We start from the raw sequence: 24,207 nt of genomic DNA, 5'->3' as shown, positions 1-24,207 counted from the left end.
TCATGATGTCCCTCTGGGATGCGCTCCGGATGAATATGATGATCTCATATCAGGAACTTGTTCGCACCTTCCTTAGATTTAGCAACGCAAAAACGCACGGTGAAAAAGAGCGGCGAATGGTTTGCCCAGACCACCGAAAATAATGGTTTTAATTAAAACCAACCAGGATGCCGGATAGCGATCCGGCATACCGTGTTTTAGTTTATTGCATATCTTTTATGCGTACTTTTGCGGCCACCAGAAGCGCCGTCAGCAGCATCAGGCTGCCGGAAATCATCAGAGGTGACAGCAGTCCGAGGGTATCGAGCGCATAGCCTCCCACCGCAGCCCCGCAGGTATTGGCAAGTTGGATCACGGCGACCTGGACGGATCCGGCTTTTTCTGCCTGATCGGCAAGCGAACGGGTGATCCACGTCGACCAGCCGACCGGTACCAGCGCAAACAACAGTCCCCAGATAATCGCAATACCCGCCGCCACCACTTTGTCGCTGCCCCACAGGATCAGGACCAGCGCACTGAGCGCCAGCACCAGTGGCGCACCGGCTAACGCCAGTTTGACCGAACGCTTCAGAATCATCGACGAGAACGACGTACCAACAAAACTGGCAATGCCGAAGCTCAGCAGCACCAGCGTCAGGCCATCAACGTCAAAGCCCGCCAGATTCATATAGATCGGGCGAATATAGGTAAAGAAGGCGAACTGCCCGGCAAAGGACATGAAGATGGCAATCATCCCGGCCATCACCCCAGGACGCTGCAACAGGCTGAACATGTTTTGTTTCTGATGCGAAGGTTCACCAGGCAGCGAAGGCAACGCTCTCACCACCCAAATCGTGCACAGCACGCCCATTACCGCCGCCGCATTAAACACGTTACGCCAGCCGATAATACCGCCCAAAAAGCTCCCCAGCGGCGCGGCAATTACCAGCGCAATAGAGACCGCGCCAAAAATAACCGACAGCGCTTTCGGCACCGTACGTGCAGGAACCAGACGCATGGTCAGCGACGCCGACATCGCCCAGAAGCCGCCAAGCGCCAGACCGAGGCAGGCGCGGCCAACGAGCAGCAGCGAAAAAGAATTGGCAAAGGAAACCAGCAGACAGGAAAGCGTCAGTAGCACCGAAAACAGGATCACCACATAGCGACGATCGGTCGCCTGAATAATTTGCGTCACAAACAGGCTGGCGAACATGGCGACAAATGCCGTCACGGTCACCGATTGTCCGGCCACGCCTTCAGAAATCCCCAAATCCTGCGCCATCGGCGTTAACAGGCTAACGGGGAGAAATTCAACGGTTATCAGGCAGGCAACGCAGAACGCCACGGCAAATACCGCCGACCAGTTCGGGCGGGAATTTGCCTCAGCGCGGGATTTTTGTTCAACAGCTTCACTCATTTTGTTACCTGCGTGGGGTTATTGTAGAAAAGTTACGCAGTGTAACATTAAATTTGTGACGTATTTAACGTTTCAGCAACTGTTTATAGCCGGATGGCGACGTCGTCTTACCCGGCCTACGATGGGACACTGCGTTAGGCCTGATAAGCGTTGCGCCATCAAGAGGACTATCAGTGCAGCCAGTGCACACCATCTTCAGGCTGGAAAAAGGCGTTATAGCGCATCTGGAACGCATTAAGCTCCTGCATATCCGGCTCCATCTCGCGCAGAAAACCGAGCGCCAAACGCACCTGCGCGTCGGTAATCGGTGCAGCCAGCCGGGCCTTTTGCAGCCAGCGGTGCCATTGCAACAGGTTCTGCTCACTGCCGTCGACAATAACGATTTGCCAGATCAACAGCACCTGGGCAGCATTTTGTAGATGCGATTCATCAGGACGGTGGAGGTACTGTAAAAAAGCCTCACCCTGTACTTTTCCCATCTGATCGATCATCGATTCTACCGGCACGACATCAATGTTCAGTCGCTCGCTCAGACGGCGAATTGCCCGCCGCGACCCGGACGTTAGCACCCGAAATCCCACCACAAAAACAACCACCAGCGTGGCCAGCATTATCCAAATCATTAACTACGATACCTGCATACTTAAACTAATTTTGCCGAGAGTGACTGGCAGGCTTCGCGCACCCACTGAGAATATTGTGGAATACAATCTTTTGGCATTTGTAGTTCAACGCCACTGATGCTGATTGCTGCAATCACATCTTTATTACGGTTAAATACCGGTGCGGCAATGCAATAGATACCAGGAGAGTCTTCCGCATTATCAAATACCCAGCCTTGCGCGCGGATTCTGGCAAATTCCTTCATCAACGCTTTTTTGCTGGTAATGGTGGTATCGGTATATTTCGGCAGGTCTTCATCCGGCAACAGTTCGTCGATTTTATCCTGCGGCAGCCAGGCACACAGCGCTTTCCCTACACCGGAACTGTGCATCGGTAATTTTTTACCGACCCAGGTACGAATGCCAATCGGCTGGGTGTTTTCCAGCTTCATAAGATAAATTGGCGCGACTTCATCCAATATGCCCAAGTGACAGGTCAGGTCCGTTTGTTGACGCAGTTTTTCCAAAACAGGAAGCGCTGCATTACGGATATCAAACTGCTCCAATGAACGATTTCCCCATTCGTACAGCTTCAATCCTAAAAAGAAACGCCCCTTTTCCAGACGCAAAAGATGATGCTCAACCAGCGCATTTAGCAGAGAAGACGTGCTGCTTTTTGGTAATGCCAGATCCTGCTGGATCTGACTGAATGTTGCTCCTGGAGAATTAAAAAGGTAATTACAGATTTTTACCGTCTTATCCAGAGCGGGAACAGAAGTCGTGATGTCTTGGTTCATGCGCAATTAATCTTTTTTATTCATAGACTCTGCACAGTATACCGCAATCACTTTTCCCAGGTATGCGGCTTTTTTGCACATATGCAAACTGCGCTCTGTTGCCTAAATCTTACATCCGCAAACCCGATCCACCTCACAGTTGTTCATTTGTTCTGCAAAAATCATTGACGAACGATTTGGATATTTGCTGTACTAACTTCAACATACAGAACATAAGTTCCATATACAGAACAACAAGGAGTGAGCATGTTGAACGTTTTTAAGGGCATCTTCCCGCCAGTACCGACCATCGTTGACGATAACGGTGAATTGGATCGCGCAGGAATGGCGGTAATGATTGATCATGTGATTAGCAATGGTGCCGACGGAATGCTAATTCTGGGCAGCGGCGGCGAATTTTCACATTTCTCGTCTGAACAAAGAAAACAGATTGCAGAATTTAGTCTGCAGCATGTTGCCGGCAGGGTCCCCGTACTTATCGGTATCGCCTGCGCTAGCACAGCAGAAACTATCCAGCTTGGAAAGCATGCCGAAAAAGCGGGCGCACAAGGAGTACTGGTAGTCAATCCTTATTATGCAAAACTCAGCGAAGAAGCCCGCTTTACGCATTACAAAAGAATTGCTGAAGCGTTAAACGTTCCAGTCTTCCTATATAACTTTCCAGAACTAACCGGCCAGGATATTGGTTTAAATGTCATCACACGCCTTGCCCGCGAAGTACCCAATATCGTCGGAATTAAAGACACTATTGATAATATTAGCCACACCAGGGAAATCATCAATCAGGTTCACTGTTTCCGCCCAGATTTTATCATTTTCAGCGGCTATGACGAATATTTACTTGATACATTAATGTTGGGGGGGCATGGTGGAATTCCGGCAACATTTAACTTTGCACCTAATATTACGCGCGGAATTTATCAGGCTGTTCAGCAGAACGATCTCGCCACGGCTAAAGCACTTCAACAACAACTGTCAGGATTATCACCTTTATATGCATTAGAACAACCGTTCTTTGGCGTTATAAAGACAGCCATAAAATTAAGTGGTGTGGACATATCAACCGCAGTTGTCCCTCCTGCATTACCGTTGAATGAAGAAAAAATAGCGCAGGTTAAAAATATTTTATCCCGTATTTCGGTGTAAACCAGCATGAGAGCAATGATAATGAACATCAACCCTGTACTAAAATTGAATCCCAAAGATGATGTGGTTATCGCAAGACAGACGGTCCCCGTGGGCACCTGGCTTGAAGAAGAACAAATTACGGTGCTAAGTGAAATTCCAGCAGGGCATAAAATCGCCCTGCATGCGTGTAACGTAGGTGATGCGGTCAAACGTTATGGGCAGATTATTGGCTTCGCAACTCAGCCAATTAAGCCTGGCGAACATGTCCACATGCATAATTTAGGTATGGGCGATTTTGAACGAGATTATGCCTGGGGTAAAGACTGCCATTCTCCCTCTTCGGTTCCTCAACAGGATACATTTTTGGGTATCCGCCGGGCCGACGGCCGCGCTGCTACACGCAACTACATCGGCATTTTAAGCTCCGTAAACTGTAGTGCTACGGTCGTCAGAGCGATTGAGGATCACTTTCGTCTGCATGGTCTTGCAGACTACCCAAATGTTGATGGCGTGGTGTCGTTGCCACAAAGTTTTGGCTGTGCCATCGGATCTAAAAGTGAATCAATGGATGTCATGAGACGTACGATGGCCGGTTATGCCACCCATGCAAACTTTGCCGGAGTAATCATCGTTGGGCTGGGATGCGAATCCAGCCAAATTAAAGATATGATGAACGCCCATGGGTTAGCTGATGGCCCAATGATGCACAGCTATACCATTCAGGAGGTGGGCGGCACACGTCATGCCATTGAAAAAGGAATTAACTTGGTTAACCAAATGCTGCCTGTTGCTAACCGGGTAACACGTCAACCAATCCCTGTATCAGAAATCATTCTCGCATTGGAATGTGGCGGTTCCGACAGTTATTCCGGGATCTCAGCCAATCCAGCGCTGGGTTATGCGGCAGATAAGTTGATCCAACAAGGTGGAACAGCAATATTATCTGAAACCTCCGAAATTTATGGCGCTGAACATCTTCTTACTCGCCGCGCCGTTTCCCGTGAAGTCGGGGAAAAACTTATCGCCCGTATTCACTGGTGGGAAGAATACTGTCGCCGCACAGGAAGTGAAATGAACAATAACCCCTCTGCGGGTAACAAAGTCGGAGGGCTGACGACAATTCTGGAAAAATCACTCGGTGGTATTGCTAAAGCGGGCACAACAAATCTGACAGAAGTGTATGAGTACGCAGAACCAGTAACCGCGAAAGGTTTTGTCTTTATGGATACACCAGGGTATGACCCTATTGCCGTCACGGGTCAAATCGCCGGTGGGGCAAATCTTCTCTGCTTCACAACAGGCCGCGGTTCTGCTTTTGGATCCAAACCAACCCCAAGTCTGAAGCTAGCTACCAATAACGCACTTTGGGAACGTCAGCAGGAGGATATGGATATAAATTGCGGAACTATTGTAGAGGGGGAAGAAACAATTGCAGAAGTCGGTGAGCGTATTTACCAGATGATCCTTGAGATGGCATCCGGTAAAAAAACAAAGAGTGAGGAATTTGGCTATGGCAGTCAAGAATTCGTCCCATGGACTATTGGCTCCATAATGTAACACTTCACAATATAATAACACCTCGTACCGCCATACTCCTATTATTAGGAGTATGGCAAGGAGCCCTTATGTCTCTTGTTAATGCAAATACTGAAGAAGAAAAATTAAAAGCAACAACTGTAAGGTGGCGGATATTTATCATCATGCTTTTATTAGGCGCCATTAATTATATTGACCGCACATCTCTCTCCATTGCCATGCCATATATTACGGATGAATTTGGCATTACTGACACACGTGTTGTTGGGGTTATTCATAGTGCCTTTTTCTGGGCTTATGCTTTGATGCAAATTCCCAGTGGAGTTATTGCTGATAAATTCAAAGCGAGAAATATCATAGCGCTGGCCACTATCTTATGGGGAGCATTTCAGGCCGTCGCGGCGCTGTGCCACTCCATTTTTACTCTCTCACTTTCTCGACTGGGGTTAGGCGTTACTGAATCTCCAATTATGCCCGCTGGCGCAAAGTTAATGGGGACATGGTTAACACCAACAGAACGCGGGCGCGGTTCGATGCTACTTGATGGCGGCGCGCCGTTGGGGACGGCATTAGGGGCGGTGATCATCGCAGGACTTATTGCTTTTTTCGACTCCTGGCGTATGGCCTTTGTGGTGGCAGGTGTGGGAACAATGGTGGTCGGCTTACTGGCCTGGTGGTACATCCGCACTTATCCATCAGAACATCCCAGCATTAATAAAGCAGAACTGGACCATATTACCGCTGCAAACGGTGCTGAAACCAGCAGTAAGAAATACCGTCTGGCCGATATCAAACCTTATCTAAAACAACGAAATGTGATTGCGCTCATCGGTGGTTGGGTTTGCTACAGCTTTGTGTTCTACGGCCTGATGACCTGGCTGCCGCTCTACTTTCAGGCCACCTACGGTTTCGATATCAAATCGATGGGTGGAGCGATGGCGCTGATCTTCCTGCTGTGTTTTGTCGGCCAACTAACCGGCGGCTACATTATGGATAAATGGCGCAGCAAAGGAGCAAAAACAAGCCGTGTGATGCATACAATGTTGGCTATTTCTGCCACTACCGCTGGCGTTGGTATTTTCCTTTGCGCACAAAGTTCTACACCAGCCGTTGCGATAACCCTGCTCACCATTGCCCTTTTCCCACTGCGGTGGGCCAGTGTTTACTGGTCAATACCAGGGCTGCTAGGCGCGCAATCTGTTGCGGGTACCATCTGTGGGACCATGAACTTCACCAGTAACTTATTCGCCGCTATCCTGCCAATTTTTATCGGTTTCCTGGTGCAATCCACCGGAAATTATTACGCCGCCATGATGTTCTTTGCACTGGCTGCTGTGGGTTATCTCATCTGCTCGCTGCTGATCAATTTTGATAAAAAAATGGTTATTGCCGACGAGTAATCCCCTGAATATGGCCCGCTTAGGGCCATCTTTTCGTATCAGGAATGATGTATGTTCAATTCAGAGAATTTTATTGCCGTGGATTGGGGCTCCAGCAATCTGCGTATTTGGGTCTATCAACAGAATCAATGTGTCTGGCAACACGCCGATCAGAATGGTGTACTCAAGCATAATCCTGACGCATTCAAAGATACCTGGCTAACACTGCTAAGTTTGTGTCCGCAGCCATTAAGCAAAGATACAACCGTTATAATGAGCGGTATGGTGGGCAGTAATATCGGTTGGGTAGATAGCCACTATTTGCGTTGCCCAACCCCGTTAAGCGCATTATCGCAGCATTTGACAGCGGTTGAGGATGCGGGTCCTTTTCCCACTTTCATCGTACCGGGTCTGCAAATTTCCGGGCCAGAAGCCTACAACGTCATGCGTGGAGAGGAAACGCAACTATTTGGTGCCCTAACTGATGACCGCTGGTACGTCTTCCCTGGAACACACAGCAAATGGGTTCAGATGCAAGAGGGTATCGTCTGCGATTTTCAAACTATCATGACCGGCGAGTTTTTTCATTTACTCTCCCACTATTCCATAGTGGGAAAAAATGCCGGGGAACAAAACACGAACATTCAGGCCTTTTTAGCCGGAGCCGAACGTGGCTGGCATGAAACGTGTTTATCCCGCGGCGTTTTTGATCTCAGAGCTCGAATACTCAGCCATTCCTTGCCACCCGACACGCTATACGAATCTCTCTCAGGATTACTGATTGGCCACGAAATAGCGCAAATGCTACAGCATTACGCCATTAACACCGGGGAAGAAGTCGTTTTGGTAGGCAATGAAGATTTGCTTAGCCGCTATCAAAGTTTGTTTCATCATTTCGGTTATCGCTGTCATCTGTGCAATGGTGAAAAAGCATTTATTAATGGTATCAGGAGACTTTTACATGAATAGCCGTAACCCTTTGGTCGCCATTCTGCGCGGGGTGAAGCCTGATGAGGTGCTGGCCCATATTGACGCGCTGATCACCGCTGGCTTCAGCACAATAGAAATACCGCTGAATTCTCCAGACTGGAAAAGCAGTATTGCTTTGGCCGTTGAGCATTATGGCCAGACGATAAAAATTGGTGCAGGGACGGTTACCAATGTCGAGGATATCAGCACTCTCTCTTCACTTGGATGCGCATTTATCCTTACGCCCAACACCGATCCCGAATTAATTGATGCCGCCAAAGCGGCCCAAATGAAAACCTGCATCGGTTGCCACACAGCCAGCGAAGCATTTCTTGCACTCAGGCACGGCGCAGATGGACTGAAAATTTTCCCTGCGGGAGAACTGGGACCGAATTACATCCGGGCATTAAAAGCGGTTTTACCTCCTCAAACACCTTTATATGCCGTAGGCGGAATTCGCCCTGACAATCTGTCTCATTACCTGAATGCAGGTTGTTACAGTGCCGGATTAGGCAGCGATCTTTATCGCATTGGGCAATCTGTCCACCAAACTGCAACAAATGCGAAGTTATTTGTTGAGGCTTATAACACCTACTGTCAGCATAATGGGGCATAAAAAAGCCCGCCATTAAGGCGGGCAAAAGTTACCAATGCACACTTAACTTAAGCTACTTTCAATTGTTGAATCTTTTTCTCGCGGCGAATTTTACGTTCTTCAAACACGGCCACGACGGCCATCAGACAGATACAACCGATGGCGGCAGCATCCAGCGCGGCGAAAGTGCCTGCCCAGCCGGTCAGCCCGAAAATCGGCGTGCCGTCGGCAATCATCCCCAAACCGAGCTTGGCGAAGCTGTCACCAATCAGATAAGCGAATGTGCCTTTAATCCCATCGGCTGCGCCGATCGCTTTTTTCGGCACAAATCCGACTGCCGCAACGCCGATTAACAGCTGTGGACCAAACACCAGGAAGCCCAGCGCAAACAGCGAAGCCAGATAAACGTACTGGTTGCTGGCGTGCTGATAAACGCCCAGGGTGGCGATAATCAACGCCAGCGCTACACAGGCCACCAGCGCACGACGACCGTTTGCCAGGTCGGAGAGCCAACCCCACATCAGCGTGCCAACCAGGGCGCCCACTTCAAACAGGGTAAAGCCCTGAATCGCCACTTCTTTGGAGAGCTTCAGCTCCTGGAAAGCGTAGACGGTGGACCACTGGTCGATACCGATACGCACTACGTACAGGAAGATGTTCGAGAAACATAACAGCCAGATCACTTTGTTTTTCAGCACGTACTCAACAAAGATCTGCCATTTGGTCATCTCGTTTTCTTCGGTTTCTTTGTCTTCTTCGCTGATCTCCTCACCGAACAGCTCTTCGGCTTTACCGAGGCCATAAGATTCCGGGGAATCGCTGCCGTAGCGCAGGCCGATAAAGCCAACAATCAGAGCAATAATCGACGGGAAGATAAACATACCGATGACGTGACCGTCGAACAGATAGTTAGCGCCAAACAGCGCCACGCCCGCTGCACCCGCACCGCCGAGGTTGTGGGAGATATTCCACATACCGAGGTAAGAACCCCGCTTGCGACGCGGCGTCCATTTGGTAATGGTGGAATAGCTACATGAGCCGCCAGTACTCTGGAAGAAACCGCTCAGAGCGTAGAAAGCGATCATCAAAAACAGGCTGGTTGAACCCGCGCCCATGCTGGCGCTGAAGCCAAGCATACAGATGGCGGAGAGGATCAGCATAAACGGCAGGAACTGCTTGGTGTTTTTGCCGTCCGCGTAGTAGGAAACCAGCGTTTTACCCACGCCGTAGGTGATGGAGAAGCCCAGGCCAATCATCCCCAGCTGCGTCATGCTCAGCCCGTAGGTGGAGATCATGTCGTTCTGCGCGATGTTGAAGTTTTTGCGGATCAGGTACATGGTCAGGTAGCCGATAAAGACCACCAGATAGGACTGCATGAATGGTTTGAACCACATTTTGCGCCGCACATCGAGCGGCAGATCCAGGGTCGGCTTGCGCACCTGGTTTAGAAAGGCCAGCATTTGACACTCCCGAGCTAATTTTTATACCTGCGAATGGCAGGCATTGTAAAAATCAGCCGGAAGACGCGCCTGAGACAGCGTCCAGGTGAAACCGGGAAAATTTCTTAGTTTTGCTCCACTCGGGGCAAAAAGGTGAGGTACATCACGCTTCGTTGAGTTCGCGCGGAGCCTGGGCGTTTAAAAACGGCAGCAGCAGCAGCGCGGAAATTCCCGCCGCAATAGCGATCACCACAAAGAATCCGGTCCAGTGCCAGACCTCCATCACCTTCGCCAGCGGCCAGCCGGAGAGCGATGCCCCCAGATAAGCAAACAGCCCGACAAATCCGGTTGCCGCGCCCGCCGCCTCTTTGTGCGAACACTCCGCCGCCGCCATGCCGATCAGCATCTGCGGGCCGAAGACGAAGAATCCGGTGGTGAAGAAGCACGCGGCCTGCATCACATAGCTGGCGAACGGCATCAGCCACAGCGAGCCAACGGAGAGCAAAATTCCGGCGGCGAAAATCAGGTTCATTGGACCGCGGTTGCCGTTAAACAGCTTGTCCGAACCCCAACCCGCCACCAGCGCGCCAACAAATCCGCCCAGCTCAAACATTGTCACGGCGGTATTGGCGGTCACCAGATCCACGCCGAGCGTCTCCGACATGTACAGATTGCCCCAGTCGTTAATCGCGGCACGGACCACGTACACCAGCACATAACACAGTGACAGCAGCCAGATATAAGGATTCAGCAGCACATAGCGGGTGAGGATCTGTTTGCGGCTCAGCCCAGCACCTTCCTGCTGTTGGGCAATTTCCAGTTCATCATGCCGCCAATCGCCAATCGGCGGCAGACCAATCGCCTGCGGCCTGTCTCGCAGCCGCCAGCAGAGAAAAATCCCCACCACAATCGCCAGCAGCCCGGCGATCATCATCCCGGCGCGCCAGCCGTAGTGCAGCGCTGTCGCCGCCATCACGATAGGGATCAGCGCCCCGCCGACGTTGTGCGCGGTGTTCCACAGCGCCCACCAGCCGCCGCGTTCAGTACGCGAATACCACGCGGTCAATAAACGCGCGCAGACCGGCGATCCCCAGCCCTGGAAAAAGGCGTTCAGCGCCCACAGCACCGCAAAGGCCCATAGCGAGGTGGAGAATCCAAACAGAATGTTTACCACGCCGGTGGCAATCAGTCCGATGCCCATAAAATAGCGAGCGTTGGATCGGTCGCTGACGATACCGGAAACAAACTTCGACAGGCCGTAGGTAATGTAAAACAGCGTCGCCAGCAGCCCAATGTCGCTGCGAGTCAGCACGCCGCTGGTGAGGATATCCGGTACGGCGGCATTGAAGCTTTTGCGTGTGAAATAGAACAGCGCGTAGCCGAGCCAGATGGTGGTCAGGATATGCCGCCGCCAGTAGCGGTAGAGGGCATCCACTTCACGCTTATCAGTAATGAGCGGCGCACTGGCCGGAGCTTTTAAAAACGAAAACATGACCGCGCCTTACACATATCGCTGGGGTAACGACACGCTGACCCGCGTGCCATGCGTACAGGAAATCGAGAGCGATCCGCCGAGGGCGCTAATCCGTTCACGCATTCCCGTAAGGCCAAATCCCTGTTGATTCGACCCTGGCGGCAGGCCGCTGCCGTCATCCTCAATCACCAGCATTAGCCGTTCATCCTGTTGCCAGCCCTGAAGCGTCACCGCGCTGGCGTTGGCGTGTTTAACGATATTGTTCAGCCCTTCCTGACAGACGCGAAACAGCGTCACCCGCTGGCTTTCGCTAAGTGCAGATTCGTCAATTCGCCAGTCGAGATGGCTGACGATGCCACGGCTTTCCAGCTCCATTTCGCGCATCAATGAGCGGATGGCCTGCTCCAGCGTGAGATCGTCCAGCTGGCGCGGTCGCAGGCGGCCTAACAGGCGACGCACCGAATCGTACACACCGAGAGAAAGTTGTTCGATGTGCGCCCCGCTGCGCTTCACTCCTGCGTTTTCCGGCGCCAGCCGCTGGACAATACCCGCCTGGGTGCGAATGGCGGTGATGGTCTGGCCGATATCATCGTGCAGTTCGCGCGCCACATCCCGGCGCACGCTCTCCTCGGTCTCCAGCAGGCGTTCCGCCAGACGATGGTTGCGCGCTAATTCATTTTGCAGCGACTGGTTAAGTTCGCGCAGACGCTGAATACCCGCGCCGAGCAGCAGCCCGGTCAGGCTTTGCACCAGCAGCGAGAGCAACAGATCGACGGGATGATCGTGCCAGGTCTGGCTGGCAATCAGCGCGATGGCGTTCATCAGCGTCGCAATCAGTGCCCCCTGCCAGCCGTAGTGCCAGGCCAGCGCAATGATCGGCAACGCGAGGCAAAACGGCGTGAAGCGCGAAAGCTCGGCGGGTAACCCGAGCTGTAGCCACAGGCTGACGCTAAACAGCAGCAGGTACCAGACCAGATGCCGCCCGCGCCAGTTCACCGGCTGCGACACCACCGCCGGGCCCAGCGGCAGCCAGGTCGTGCTGGTCAGATAGTGCCAGAACACCAGGCAGATCGGCGCCAGCGTTAATCCGCCGGTGAGCGTCAGCAGCAGCGCGTTCCACGCCTCTTCGCCTTGCCCAAGCCAGGGCAGCGATTGCAGCAACGCCGCCGCCGTAAGCGCCGCGCCCTGCAACAGCAGCGTGCGCCAGTCGCGCTGATGGCGGTATCGCGAAATCAACATCACCGGGAGTAACGTGAGGAAGCTGCCGATCATCAAAAGTGGTAAATGGGCCAGCGCCACTTCCTGCGCCAGCCAGAAAAGAAGCAGCCATTCCGCGCCCAGCAGCACCGGCCAGTAGCCGCGCGGACATTGCAGCATCAACCCCAGACGCAGACCAAACGGAAACAGCAGTACCGCCAGCTCCGGGCGCTCAACCAGATGCAGGCTGATGCTCCACAGGCAAAACCACGCGGCAGAGAAGATAAAGAAGCAGGCAACAACGGTGATTAACCGGGAACAGAGCGTGTTCATTGCCAGCCGTCAAACATCCGGCGGGCCAGTTCGACGTCGTTGCTGACCCCCAGCTTTTCCATCAGGTTGGCGCGATGCACGTGCACCGTTTTCGGCGACAGACCCAGTTCAGCGGCAATCTCTTTGACCGCCATACCTTGCGCCAGTTTTTCCGCCACCTGACGTTCGCGTTTGGTGAGCGGATCCTGACGACCGGCCGCCAGTTTGACGGCGATGTCCGGCGTCAGGTAACAGCCGCCGGTCGCTACGGTATGCACCGCCGCGATCAGCTCATCCGGGCTACAACGTTTAGAAAGGAAACCACGCGCGCCCGCGTTGAGCGCCTGCTCCACCAGTGCCGGGCTGTCGTGGACAGAGAGCATGATAATCGCCATTCCTTTTGGCAACTGGCTTAACAGTTCAAGACCGGAGATATCAGGCATAGAGATGTCGCAGATACACACCTGCACGCCGCGTCCCGGTAATCCCGCCAGCGCCTCACTGCCTGAGCCAAACTCAGCGACCACCTGCAAATCAGGTTCCAGCCCCAGCAGTTGGGCAAAGCCGGAGCGGACGATGAGGTGGTCGTCAATAAGGGCAACGGTAATCATGGGTTCATCCTGGCGCTAAGGCATGCCTGATGGCGCTACGCTTATCAGGCCTACGGGCGGGTGCCGTTGTAGGCCGGATAAGGCATTAATGCCGCCACCCAGCAAAAGCGCTTACCTTAACGATAAGTGCTTTGGTGTTCAAGCCTTGAGCGATCAGGCTATGCCAGTTGTGACTGTAAATGTCCGGGTGTGCTGCGGTTCTATTTCAATCAAGGTGCCATTGCGTTGTGCTGCCAGGAATCCTTCAGGTCGACAGGTTGCAGGCAAGGCGAATGCCGCAACCTGCTGATCGCCGTTGTAGAGGATCCAACGCGTCACATAATTCAGCTCCGTGCTGGAGAAACGCGTAACGAATGTGGTGCCATCAGGCGCGATCATGCTAAATTCTGGCTTATCGGTGTACCTGTCCAATTGGTCAGCAAAGAAGACAATTTCCGGATCGTAAAAATGGGGTTCATTGAGCCGCGCCAGAGAAGCCTCGCCCTGTACAATCCGCTGATTAAACGCCAGCCACTGCTCAGTCGGTTTAACATGCGCGGGTATCGACTCACGCAGCTTCATGGCCTCATCCGGAATATTCTGGCTGAAGGTGGCTTCCGGTACGTAGGCATAGTTCATATGGCACATGTACTGCAACGGCATTGCCACTGAGGCGAGGTTGGTAACCGCCATCTGAATATCAAACAGCGCGCTCGCTTTGTGCATTACCACCGCAGGATGTGCCTGATAATGATGACCGAACCCCATCACATACTCATAGCGTCCGCCCACGCGCAAATTCTCACCCTCCAGCTCCAGCCAGGCTTCATCCATCGCGGCACAAGCCATTTCACCGTGCAAAGGATGTGAATCCTCTGGTGATGGGCAGCCATTTGCCAACAGACCTGAGTGGAAGGCAAAACAGCCGTAGGTCGCCACCACTTCCGCCGCCGGTTTCGGCTGACTGAACATGTTACGCATGGTCAGGTCATGGCCATCAAACTGAGCATCCCAGATCATCTGCCCCATCCAGGGCAGAATAACCAGATGTCCACGACTGTTTTCTACCTTCAGCCCTTCCACTCCACTGGCGTAACGAAATGCGGTAACCGTGAAGTCGCTATTCTTCAGTAAAATTCGCGGATGCTCTGCAAAGAGTTCCCGCCACAGCGTTATACGTGTTGTCATGCTCACTCTCCTCAGGAAACTGTCGCTTCAGCCAGGTTGTTGCGCACTTTGCTTTCACGCCAGAAGTAGATACCGACGTACACGAAGCACAGCATGGAGACCAGGAACGAAAGTTGCAATGAATGGAACATATCGGCCACATAGCCCTGAATCGCCGGAACCACCGCCGCACCGACAATCGCCATGACAATGACGGCACCTGCCATTTCGGTATGCTCGTTATCCACGGTATCAAGCGTACCCGCATAGATTGTCGCCCAGCAGGGTCCAAACAGGACACTCACCAGCACTGCGACATACACAGCGCTGAAGCTTGGCGCCAGTGCAACATAGACGAGGAACAGCGCACCAATAATGGAATAGAGAATCAGCACTTTTTCCGGATTGAAGCGCGTCATCAAAATGTTGGCGATAAACTTGCCGATAAAGAAGCAGGCGAAGCTATAGACCATGAAGGTTGAGGCGTCGCGCTCGTTGATATCACCTAATTCCAGTGCCAGACGGATGGTGAATGACCACACCGCGACCTGCATCCCCACATAAAGAAATTGCGCCACAATTCCACGACGGAAACGGGCATTGCTGGCCAGATAACGCAGTGTATCCATCGCTGACGGGCGTTTATGACTCGTGGTTTGCGCGACTTTACATGTAGGGAAGCGAGTCAGGAGGAATAACACCATCACAACAACCAGTACCATAATCATGTACTTGTATGGCTCAAGGGTATTTTCCAGCATCAACACTTTAAAGTTATGGATCTGCTCAGCGTTCATCCCGGCCATCTGTTTTTCCAGGCTTTCGCCCTCAGAGAAGACCAGATATTTACCTAGCAGAATGCCAGCAGCCGCACCAATAGGATAAAAAGTCTGACTGATGTTCAGGCGTAAAGTGGCATACGCTTTTGGGCCGATCATTGAGCTGTAGGTGTTGGCTGCTGTTTCCAGGAAGCTCAGACCAATCGCAATCGCGAAAATCGCCGCAAGGAACATGGTGTAGGTGGCCATGTGCGATGCCGGGAAGAAGAGCGTACACCCAACGATATAAAGGGTCAGCCCCATTAAGATGGCGACTTTATAACTGGTCTTTTTAATCACCAGAGATGCTGGAATCGCAATTAAAAAATAACCGCCATAAAAGGCACTCTGAACTAATGCCGAGGCAAAGTTGCTGAGTGAAAATACGCTTTTGAATTGCGTAATCAGAATATCATTTAATGCGGCTGCGCATCCCCATAACGGGAATAAACAGGATAACAAAATAAACTGGAACAGAGGGGTCTTATTCAAATAGCCGTCAGGCATCTGAATGATGTTTTTATCGTTCATAGTGCTACCTTTTACAGTGCAGGAGTATTATTCGTTTAAGGTAAGAAACTCATTAAATTGTTCGATGCTTGGATAAGATGATTGAGTGCCTTTCCCGGTAACGCTGAAAGCAGCGAAGAGAGCGGCTTTTTTCATGGCGGCTTCCACATCACCGCTTTGAACGTAATAGTGAGCAAAACAACCGATGAAAGCGTCGCCTGCGCCACTGGTATCGACAGCGTTCACTTTAAACGCTGGAACATGGACTTCCTGGTCACGCGTCATCCACAGCGCACCTTTCTCACCCATGGTGACGATAATATTGTTCAGACCTTTATCAACCAGAGAACGTGCCGCTGCGCGAATATGGTCATAAGTATCCACTGGCATACCGGTTAATATTTCCAACTCGGTTTCATTCGGCACAAAAAAATCACATTTACAGGCATAAGACATATCTAATTCCCGTAATGCAGGGGCGGGATTTAGTAACACTTCAATACCATGTTTTTTGCCAAATTCAATCGCGTGATAAACGGTTTCCAGCTGCACTTCCAGTTGCAGGACAATAAGCTGACATTTTTTCAGATCTTCCGCCGCACGATCGATATCTTCCGGGGAGAGAAATTTGTTCGCTCCTTTAATAATCAGAATACTGTTGCTGGAGTTCGCATTAACAAAGATCGGTGCGACACCGCTGCTGGTGCAGGGTACCTTTTCGACATAGGTGGTATTAATTCCCCAGGATTCAAGATTGCGAATAGTGTTATCCGCAAAAATATCATCACCGACTTTTGTCAGCATCAGCACTTTTGAATTGAGCTTAGCGGCCGCAACGGCCTGATTTGCGCCTTTGCCCCCGCAGCCAATTTTGAACGCCGGTGCTTCCAGCGTTTCCCCTTCTTTGGGCATCTGGTTGATGTAGGTGATGAGATCCACCATGTTGGAGCCAATAACCGCGATATCCATTTTACTACCTCTCAGAAACAATCACACAACAATGATATTAAAATAACATTATCATGTTACTCTCGTATCATTTGTGACTAGGATCGCGATTGGAAGATCATTTTATTGTTTATTTATTGCGCTAAATGTTGCATCCACATCACACTACAAATGATGAAGTTGCTTACAATTGACTGAAAGTTAACTGGATATAATCAATAAAACGTGAAAAAACACGCTTTTATTTCCGAATAGTCAGACGTATAGTAATGCGGCAATGCCATGTTCTCAGAAACACAAAAATGTTACTGAAGGAACATGGGAACATGATTCGTGGAGAAGCACATGGAAACTAAGCAAAAAGAACGTATTCGACGTCTGATGGAATTGTTGAAGAAGACCGACCGAATCCATCTGAAAGAGGCGGCACGAATGCTGGAAGTTTCCGTGATGACTATTCGTCGGGATCTCAGTCAGGATGACGAGCCGTTACCGCTCACGCTGCTCGGTGGTTACATTGTGATGGTGAACAAACCTGCCGCCATCGTTAACGCGCCACTCCCCGCGCAAAAACAGTATCACCGCGACGATTTACCGGTTGCCATTCTGGCTGCGGGACTGGTAAGTGAAAATGATCTGGTCTTTTTTGATAATGGTGCGGAAATGCCGTTGGTGGTCAGCATGATCCCGGACGATATTTCCTTTACCGGGATTTGCTACTCGCACCGGGTGTTCGTAGCGCTAAATGAAAAGCCCAACGCCACAGCGATTCTTTGCGGGGGGACCTACCGGGCGAAAAGTGACGCCTTTTACGACACCAGCAATCCCTCCCCGCTGGATGCACTCAACCCACGGAAAGTCTTTATCTCCGCCAGCGGAGTCCATGAGCATTTCGGCGTTAGCTGGTTCAATCCGGACGATCTGGCCACAAAACGCAAAGCGATGGAACGCGGATTACGCAAAATTCTGCTGACGCGCCACGCCCTGTTCGATGAGGTCGCCCCCGCCAGCATTGGTCCACTCTCCACCTTTGACGTACTGATAAGCGACCGTCCGTTACCGGCAGATTACGCAACCCACTGCCGGAACGGCTCTGTCAAAGTGATCACCCCGGATTCAGACGGCGACTAACTTACTCAAAGAACACGGTGATTTTGTTAAACATCGACGGATCGGACTGGTTGCGGGCCACTTTCACCACATCTTCCAGCTTGTCGATCTGGCTTATCATCTGCTCAAGACGTTGATCGTCGTTGACCAGTAGCCAGATGCGGCTCTTATCGCTGTCCTGAATCGGTAGACAGAGAATGCCTTCTACGTTGAACGCGCGGCGGGCGAACAGCCCGCAAACGTGAGTCATTACGCCCGGATGGTTGCGTACGGTGAGTTCCAGGATTACGTTGTCATGAGTCTGCTGTTGCATGGCTTATTCCCCCACCATTTCTGTGTTTGCCGCACCCGGCGGCACCATCGGGTACACTTTCTGTTCGGCATCGATGCGCACGTGGATCAGCGCAGGTCCAGGGCGATTAATAATCTCCTGCAACGCTGCCTGTGGGTCCGCTTCGTTATTCAGATCGCAGGTTTCGAGACCAAACCCGGCGGCTATCTGCATAAAGTTAATCATCCCCGGATAGGTCGCGGCAAAAACACCCTGCTTATAGAACAGATTCTGCTGCTGATATACAAGACCCAACGCTTCGTTATTCATCAGGATGATTTTAATATCCAGCTGATTTTCGCTGGCTGTCGCCATTTCCTGAATATTCATCATCAGGCTGCCGTCGCCGGAGAAGCACAGCACTTTTTTGTCTGGATTGGCCAGCGCTGCACCAATTGCCGCTGGCAGGCCAAAGCCCATGGTCCCCAGACCGCCGGAGGTCAGCCACTGACGCGGACGGTTCAGCGGATAAGCCTGTGCCGCCCACATCTGATGCTGGCCTACGTCGGTGGTGATAATGGCGCTGTCGTCTACGCAGGCAGCCACGGCGTTGATCAATCCATAATGGCTGAGCGGGTCGCTTTCCTGCGGAATAGTGCAAGGGAATTCACGTTGTAAATCGGCCACCGTCTGATGCCACGACTCTCGCGGCTGCGCGTCAATTAATGGGATCAATTGCGCCAGCACCTCATCGACATCCGCCTGAATCGCCACGTGCGGTTGTTTGATTTTACCCAGCTCCGCGCGGTCGATATCCACGTGAATGATTTTGGCGTTCGGGCAGAACTGCTCGGTTTTACCAATCGCCCGGTCATCAAAACGTGCGCCCAGAACAATCAATAAATCCGCTTCTTGCAGAATAAAGTTAGTGCTGCGAGCGCCGTGCATGCCCAGCATGCCTAACGACAGCGGATGCGCTTTCGGCAGCATACCGAGCGCCATTAAGGTCATGGTGGTGGGCAGCGTCGCTTTTTCTGCCAGTTCGCGCACGCGCTCAGGTGCGTTAATCACGCCGCCGCCGAGGTACAGCACCGGACGCTGTGCGGCGTTAATCATGGCTGCGGCATCGCGAATGCTGTCCTGGCTGAACGCTGGTGCCGCCATTTTCTGCGCGGGCTCCGGCATCTCTTCAATGTCAAAAACAGCGGTTTGAATATCCTTAGGAATGTCTATCCACACCGGGCCTGGACGTCCGGACTGCGCAATGCGGAACGCATCGCTCATGACCTGCGGTAATTCACTGATATGGCGGACCAGATAGTTGTGCTTAGTGATGGGGATAGAGATGCCGTAGGTGTCGACTTCCTGGAAGGCGTCGGTGCCGATCATTGAAGCCGGAACCTGCCCGGTGATACACACCAGCGGGATGGAATCCAGACGCGCATCGGCAATGGCGGTCACCAGATTGGTTGCACCCGGTCCGCTGCAGGCCATACAGACGGCGGGTTTGCCATCAGTTCTCGCCATTCCCTGCGCGATAAACCCTGCTCCTTGCTCGTGGCGCGCCAGGATATGACGGATTTGCGTGCTTTGACTTAAGGCGTCATAGACGGGAAGAATCGATCCGCCGGGAATACCGGTAACAACCTGAATACCCTGGCGTTCCAGGAAATGAACGATGAATTCTGCGCCCGTAAAACGCGTACGCTTGGATGTTATGCCCGAACTTGCCATGCTCCAGTCCTTTTATTCTGGGCCTTTGCTCCGGGCAGGTCTCTGAAACGAAAAACCCCGCCCGGTTTGCGCCGGCGGGGTTTTGGAATCGTGTGTTGATTCGGACCCTACGGCGCATTGCCGACGACCACCACCACACGCACGACGACCGCTGCGCGAGATGGCGCAGTTTTTAGTAGGGTCGCAGTCAGCATGGAAGGGTTCATTAGGGACCTGTCTGTTTGTTGATTAACTGGATTTATACAAACACAGGTTTTTCAGCGTGACAATGGAAAAATTTTCATCTGCATAAAAATGCGTCAATGATCACATTTCGTTGTGCATTGCTGAAAAACAAAAAACCCCGCCGGAGCGAGGTTTTTTTCAGTGCTGTGCGGTTGGTAGCCGCCGAACACACTGTGTTATGTCAACGAAAAAAGTATACGCGTTCTGCGAAGAACACGCAATTTCGGCACGAATTTTGATGGTTTTGAGTATGGAACATGAATAGCGTAACATCCATAAAATACTGTTAATTTATACAGCATTTATCTATAATGTCTCGGTACGCAAGGTGTTATGCGGGGGCCGCATCGTAAACCGGCGCATCAAAGTCCTGGCTGAAACGGGTGGTGCCGTCAGCGCCTTAACCCCCGTGTGAGCACACTGTGTTATGTCAACAAAGGTGCTGGCAACAGGCAGCGGCGAGGTACGTCAGCACCGTGCTCCTTGTACCAAAAGGAGAGCGTATGAGCCTCGTGGATATCGCTATTCTTATCCTCAAACTCATTGTTGCAGCACTGCAACTACTTGATGCCGTTCTGAAATACGTTAAGTAATTCAGATTCAAGTCGCACCTAAGGGGGGCGGGTAACACTCCGCTCCCCTTTCACCTTCTCCCTGGTGCTTGTGTCACGCCAATATGTTACGTTTTTATGACATTCTCAGGGAAGAATTCCACCATGACGCTTTCTGTTTTCTGCATTTTGCTGTTCGCCGCGCTGTTGCATGCCAGCTGGAATGCCATTGTTAAAGCTGGAAACGATAAACTGTACTCAGCGATCGGTGTCAGCGGTTCTGCTGCAATTATGGCATTGATTTGCTTACCCTTTGCGCCGCAACCTTCCGCCGCCAGCCTGCCGTTTTTAGCCGTCTCAACTGTGTTGCAAATTGTATATACCGTCCTGGTCGCCAAAACCTATCAGGTTTCGGATATGAGCCAGACCTATCCGTTAATGCGCGGCACAGCGCCGCTGCTGGTCGCAATTATCAGCGTCCTGTTTCTTGGCGATAGCCTCTCTATTCTAGCCTGGGTGGGGATTGCCACGATCTGTCTGGCGATCCTCGGCATGGCGTTTAACGGACGCAGCAGCTCGCAACGCGGGATCGTGCTGGCGCTCATTAACGCCTGCTTTATCGCCGGATATACGCTGGTTGATGGCACCGGCGTACGTTTATCAGAAACCGCGCTGGGTTATACGCTGTGGACCTTCTTTCTGAACGGCTCCTGCCTGCTGGGCTGGGCGATGATTGCCCGACGCCGGGAAGCGTCACGCTATCTGGTACAGCAGTGGAAGAAAGGTATTCTTGGCGGAATTGGCACAATGGGTTCTTACGGTCTGGCGCTGTGGGCCATGACTCAGGCTCCGTTGGCGGTAGTCGCTGCGCTGCGTGAAACTTCCATCCTGTTTGGCGCGCTGCTCGCGTGGCTGCTACTGAAAGAGAAGGTTGCCGGAATACGTCTTGTTGCAGCTGGAGGCATTGCCATAGGCGCAGTTTTGCTACGCTTATCATGACCTCTGTAAACCCGATGCAATCCGGCAACATTTGTTGCCGCTTTTTGTTTACATTTCCTGCCGTTCATCGTTTAAACATTCCAGCCCACTATCTGGCCTTCTTTTTCTGTTGTGGTAGATTCCACGCGCATTTACGGGAAAGTTCAGCACCTTATTCTTATTTTTTCACTTTTTGAAAAGTAATCAGCGAAATGAAAAGGCATAGAAGCGTCAATTTGTTGTTGATGTTGGTATTACTGGTGGCGGTAGGTCAGATGGCGCAAACCATTTATATCCCCGCGATTGCTGATATGGCACGTGAACTGAACGTTCGCGAAGGGGCGGTGCAAAGCGTGATGGCCGCCTATCTGTTGACCTACGGTCTGTCACAACTGATTTACGGCCCACTTTCCGATCGCGTTGGCCGCCGCCCGGTGATCCTCGCCGGGATGTCCATTTTTATGCTGGCTACGCTGGTCGCCATAACCACCCACAGCCTGACGGTATTGATTATCGCCAGCGCAATACAGGGGATGGGAACGGGCGTCGGCGGTGTGATGGCGCGAACGTTACCGCGCGACCTGTACGAAGGCACGCAGTTACGCCACGCTAATAGCCTGTTAAACATGGGGATTCTTGTCAGCCCACTGCTGGCACCATTGATTGGCGGTATGCTGGATACCCTGTGGAACTGGCGTGCCTGTTACATCTTCCTGCTGGTGCTGTGCGCAGGCGTCACGTTTAGCATGGCGCGCTGGATGCCGGAAACGCGCCCCGCAGGTGCTCCGCGTCCACGGCTTATCGCCAGCTACAAAACGCTGTTTGGCAACAGCTCTTTCACCTGTTACGTGCTGATGCTGATCGGCGGCCTGGCGGGCGTTGCGGTCTTCGAAGCCTGTTCCGGTGTGTTGTTAGGCGCGCGTCTCGGCTTAAGCAGCATGGTGGTCAGTATCCTGTTTATTCTACCCATTCCGGCGGCGTTTTTTGGTGCCTGGTTCGCCGGTCGCCCGAATAAGCGTTTCTCGACGCTAATGTGGCAGTCGGTTATCTGCTGTCTGGTCGCCGGTTTGATGATGTGGATCCCTGGTCTGTTCGACGTGATGAACGTCTGGACGCTGCTGGTTCCCGCCGCACTGTTTTTCTTCGGCGCCGGGATGCTGTTTCCGCTGGCAACCAGCGGCGCAATGGAGCCTTTCCCGTTCCTGGCCGGTACTGCTGGTGCGCTGGTTGGTGGATTACAAAACATTGGTTCCGGCGTGCTGGCGTGGTTCTCCGCCATGCTGCCGCAGACCGGGCAAGCCAGTCTGGGCCTGCTGATGACCCTTATGGGGCTGTTGATTTTTGTTTGCTGGCTTCCGCTGGCGTCACACGTGTCGCATCAGGGACAGGCGGTTTAAGCGTATGATGGCCCGGCTTCTCGCCGGGCTTTTCACACTCAGGGGCAATCATGGTATTCAACAACGGCTCCAGCGCCGGACGCCATGCCCCTTCCTCACCATCATAGAACTGCGTATCCGCATTGATAGCATAGGGAATTTTCGCTTTCTTCAGCTCGCAAGCCATAAAGCGGGCAAACGCCATTTGCGAGGCAGAAGGCGCGTTCCTGATGGTTTCTCCCGGCGACCAGCCTCCTACCCAACTAACATGACCGGTTTTCTGCTGCCAGTGAATGGCGGTATTGATACGGGCGCGAATGGCGGCCTTTTCTGCCGCTGTCCCTGAGGTCCACGGGTATTTACCGTTATTTTTCAGCGGCCCCCACGGGAAGATATGCCATTGAGCCAACACGGTATTCTGACTTTGCGGCGGCAACTTTAGGTTGGGCAAATCTTCCGGAGCGGCATGCAGTTTCGGCGCGATAAATATCATTCGCTGTGGATCGATGGCATGGATGGTACGGATGGTTTTGTCATACACCCTATTGAGCGACGCCTGATTATGGTTGAGCTTATCAGAGGGTTCATATATCAGGTCGAAACCCAGCAACGGCGAACTTTGACCAAAGTAATGCGCCACCGCCACCCACCAGTTAACCACCTCTTTTTCGTTACTGGCACTGGGGTCTTTTTTATACTCGTCAGCCTGATAGGCGATTATCGGGATCACGCCATACTGCTCGCAGGCTTCCACCAGCTTGCGCAGATGAATGAGCCGCGCCTCCGTAGGCTCACCCGCCACGCGAATGCGCACGTGGGTCAACCCTTTCGCCTTATAATCCCTCACCACCAGCGGATCGAATTCACGGATGCCCCGATCGGTACGCGCCCAATCTACGTCCATCCCAACCCCAAGCTGCTGCACATACTGCGCCGCCGTCAACGCAGGTTGCGCGGCACACACGGTGGCGCTGGCCAACAGTAAAAGGGAAACAATCGGCTTTAACACGGTCGTCCTTACGCAAATCATCAGGAGTGATATCACGTATTTAGCACGCTTTTTCACTTTCCGTGTAGAGCGAAAGCGTAAAAAATATTCGCGACC

The 24,207-nt window shown here is 52.2% G+C and carries 23 protein-coding genes and 1 pseudogene; 10 read left to right on the top strand and 14 right to left on the bottom strand.

All coding sequences use genetic code 11. From position 1 onward, the window contains the following. Window positions 1-72 precede the first annotated feature (72 nt). Window positions 73-156, top strand: a pseudogene (locus OGX94_RS17370) (hypothetical protein); the annotation flags it as partial. Between the two features lie 46 nt (window positions 157-202). On the opposite strand, the gene nepI reads toward OGX94_RS17370, so the two are convergent. The 3 genes from nepI to OGX94_RS17355 all read right to left on the bottom strand — a co-directional run bounded on the left by nepI (window position 203) and on the right by OGX94_RS17355 (window position 2,795). Then, entirely contained in the window at window positions 203-1,396 is a 1,194-nt protein-coding gene (gene nepI, locus OGX94_RS17365; RefSeq protein WP_003827145.1) for a purine ribonucleoside efflux pump NepI, read from the bottom strand. Between the two features lie 170 nt (window positions 1,397-1,566). Continuing rightward, window positions 1,567-2,019 (bottom strand): DUF1198 family protein, encoded by a 453-nt coding sequence (locus tag OGX94_RS17360; protein ID WP_003827141.1) that lies wholly within the window; start codon window positions 2,017-2,019, stop codon window positions 1,567-1,569. Between the two features lie 20 nt (window positions 2,020-2,039). After that, window positions 2,040-2,795 (bottom strand): IclR family transcriptional regulator, encoded by a 756-nt coding sequence (locus OGX94_RS17355; protein WP_005121514.1) that lies wholly within the window; start codon window positions 2,793-2,795, stop codon window positions 2,040-2,042. Window positions 2,796-3,041: 246 nt separating this feature from the next. Here OGX94_RS17355 and OGX94_RS17350 point away from each other — a divergent pair, with 246 nt between their 5' ends. From OGX94_RS17350 to OGX94_RS17330, 5 genes are all read left to right on the top strand, one after another. Continuing rightward, window positions 3,042-3,941: a dihydrodipicolinate synthase family protein gene (locus OGX94_RS17350; protein WP_115642656.1), complete on the top strand. Its 900-nt coding sequence runs from the start codon at window positions 3,042-3,044 to the stop codon at window positions 3,939-3,941. Between the two features lie 21 nt (window positions 3,942-3,962). Then, complete coding sequence (locus OGX94_RS17345) at window positions 3,963-5,480, top strand: UxaA family hydrolase (RefSeq protein WP_257662164.1); 1,518 nt, start codon at window positions 3,963-3,965, stop codon at window positions 5,478-5,480. Window positions 5,481-5,548: 68 nt separating this feature from the next. After that, on the top strand, window positions 5,549-6,859 hold the full coding sequence (locus OGX94_RS17340; RefSeq protein ID WP_005121510.1) for an MFS transporter: 1,311 nt from the start codon (window positions 5,549-5,551) through the stop codon (window positions 6,857-6,859). A 51-nt stretch (window positions 6,860-6,910) separates the two neighbouring features. Further along, window positions 6,911-7,807 (top strand): 2-dehydro-3-deoxygalactonokinase, encoded by an 897-nt coding sequence (locus OGX94_RS17335; protein ID WP_257662163.1) that lies wholly within the window; start codon window positions 6,911-6,913, stop codon window positions 7,805-7,807. Continuing rightward, window positions 7,800-8,423: a 2-dehydro-3-deoxy-6-phosphogalactonate aldolase gene (locus tag OGX94_RS17330; RefSeq protein WP_257662162.1), complete on the top strand. Its 624-nt coding sequence runs from the start codon at window positions 7,800-7,802 to the stop codon at window positions 8,421-8,423. Before OGX94_RS17335 ends, OGX94_RS17330 begins: the two co-directional genes overlap by 8 nt. A 47-nt stretch (window positions 8,424-8,470) precedes the next feature. On the opposite strand, the gene uhpT is transcribed toward OGX94_RS17330, so the two are convergent. From uhpT to rbsK, 7 genes are all read right to left on the bottom strand, one after another. Then, window positions 8,471-9,862: a hexose-6-phosphate:phosphate antiporter UhpT gene (gene uhpT, locus OGX94_RS17325; protein WP_123269054.1), complete on the bottom strand. Its 1,392-nt coding sequence runs from the start codon at window positions 9,860-9,862 to the stop codon at window positions 8,471-8,473. A 142-nt stretch (window positions 9,863-10,004) separates the two neighbouring features. Continuing rightward, complete coding sequence (locus OGX94_RS17320; RefSeq protein WP_257662161.1) at window positions 10,005-11,333, bottom strand: MFS transporter; 1,329 nt, start codon at window positions 11,331-11,333, stop codon at window positions 10,005-10,007. 9 nt (window positions 11,334-11,342) lie between these two features. Next, a complete protein-coding gene (uhpB, locus tag OGX94_RS17315; protein WP_057066455.1) occupies window positions 11,343-12,845 on the bottom strand; it encodes a signal transduction histidine-protein kinase/phosphatase UhpB in 1,503 nt (500 codons plus the stop codon). After that, on the bottom strand, window positions 12,842-13,435 hold the full coding sequence (gene uhpA / locus OGX94_RS17310) for a response regulator transcription factor UhpA (RefSeq protein ID WP_003023923.1): 594 nt from the start codon (window positions 13,433-13,435) through the stop codon (window positions 12,842-12,844). Before uhpA ends, uhpB begins: the two co-directional genes overlap by 4 nt. A gap of 153 nt (window positions 13,436-13,588) precedes the next feature. Continuing rightward, entirely contained in the window at window positions 13,589-14,602 is a 1,014-nt protein-coding gene (locus OGX94_RS17305; protein ID WP_149384356.1) for an aldose 1-epimerase family protein, read from the bottom strand. Between the two features lie 11 nt (window positions 14,603-14,613). After that, window positions 14,614-15,930 (bottom strand): L-fucose:H+ symporter permease, encoded by a 1,317-nt coding sequence (fucP, locus tag OGX94_RS17300; RefSeq protein WP_003827126.1) that lies wholly within the window; start codon window positions 15,928-15,930, stop codon window positions 14,614-14,616. A gap of 27 nt (window positions 15,931-15,957) precedes the next feature. Further along, window positions 15,958-16,878, bottom strand: coding sequence for a ribokinase (gene rbsK, locus OGX94_RS17295; RefSeq protein WP_003827124.1), 921 nt, complete (start codon window positions 16,876-16,878; stop codon window positions 15,958-15,960). Window positions 16,879-17,202: 324 nt separating this feature from the next. Between rbsK and OGX94_RS17290 the strand changes: the two genes are divergently transcribed. After that, complete coding sequence (locus OGX94_RS17290; RefSeq protein WP_003827122.1) at window positions 17,203-17,988, top strand: DeoR family transcriptional regulator; 786 nt, start codon at window positions 17,203-17,205, stop codon at window positions 17,986-17,988. A 1-nt stretch (window position 17,989) separates the two neighbouring features. Here the strand turns inward: OGX94_RS17290 and ilvN are convergent, their stop codons facing one another. The 3 genes from ilvN to ivbL all read right to left on the bottom strand — a co-directional run bounded on the left by ilvN (window position 17,990) and on the right by ivbL (window position 20,178). Beyond that, window positions 17,990-18,280, bottom strand: a complete 291-nt coding sequence (gene ilvN / locus OGX94_RS17285; protein WP_003023914.1) for an acetolactate synthase small subunit — start codon at window positions 18,278-18,280, stop codon at window positions 17,990-17,992. Window positions 18,281-18,283: 3 nt separating this feature from the next. Further along, a complete protein-coding gene (ilvB, locus tag OGX94_RS17280; RefSeq protein WP_286569633.1) occupies window positions 18,284-19,972 on the bottom strand; it encodes an acetolactate synthase large subunit in 1,689 nt (562 codons plus the stop codon). A gap of 107 nt (window positions 19,973-20,079) precedes the next feature. After that, complete coding sequence (ivbL, locus tag OGX94_RS17275) at window positions 20,080-20,178, bottom strand: ilvB operon leader peptide IvbL (RefSeq protein WP_003827118.1); 99 nt, start codon at window positions 20,176-20,178, stop codon at window positions 20,080-20,082. Between the two features lie 522 nt (window positions 20,179-20,700). On the opposite strand from ivbL, the gene tisB reads away from it, so the two are divergent. The 3 genes from tisB to emrD all read left to right on the top strand — a co-directional run bounded on the left by tisB (window position 20,701) and on the right by emrD (window position 23,123). Continuing rightward, window positions 20,701-20,790 (top strand): type I toxin-antitoxin system toxin TisB, encoded by a 90-nt coding sequence (gene tisB / locus OGX94_RS17270; protein WP_003023909.1) that lies wholly within the window; start codon window positions 20,701-20,703, stop codon window positions 20,788-20,790. 123 nt (window positions 20,791-20,913) lie between these two features. Continuing rightward, on the top strand, window positions 20,914-21,747 hold the full coding sequence (locus OGX94_RS17265) for an EamA family transporter (RefSeq protein WP_063941191.1): 834 nt from the start codon (window positions 20,914-20,916) through the stop codon (window positions 21,745-21,747). A 191-nt stretch (window positions 21,748-21,938) separates the two neighbouring features. Continuing rightward, window positions 21,939-23,123 carry a multidrug efflux MFS transporter EmrD gene (emrD, locus tag OGX94_RS17260; RefSeq protein WP_286569631.1) on the top strand — a complete coding sequence of 395 codons (1,185 nt, stop codon included), beginning with the start codon at window positions 21,939-21,941 and terminating at the stop codon, window positions 23,121-23,123. Here emrD and OGX94_RS17255 read toward each other — a convergent pair. Next, window positions 23,050-24,132: a cellulase family glycosylhydrolase gene (locus tag OGX94_RS17255; RefSeq protein ID WP_032934161.1), complete on the bottom strand. Its 1,083-nt coding sequence runs from the start codon at window positions 24,130-24,132 to the stop codon at window positions 23,050-23,052. The genes emrD and OGX94_RS17255 overlap by 74 nt on opposite strands. Window positions 24,133-24,207: the final 75 nt, after the last annotated feature.

This window comes from Citrobacter sp. Cpo037 (genome assembly GCF_030332945.1).
GTDB lineage: Bacteria > Pseudomonadota > Gammaproteobacteria > Enterobacterales > Enterobacteriaceae > Citrobacter > Citrobacter portucalensis.
The sequence above is the reverse complement of the archived record's forward strand: the minus strand, read 5'-3'. Positions and strand labels throughout refer to the sequence as shown.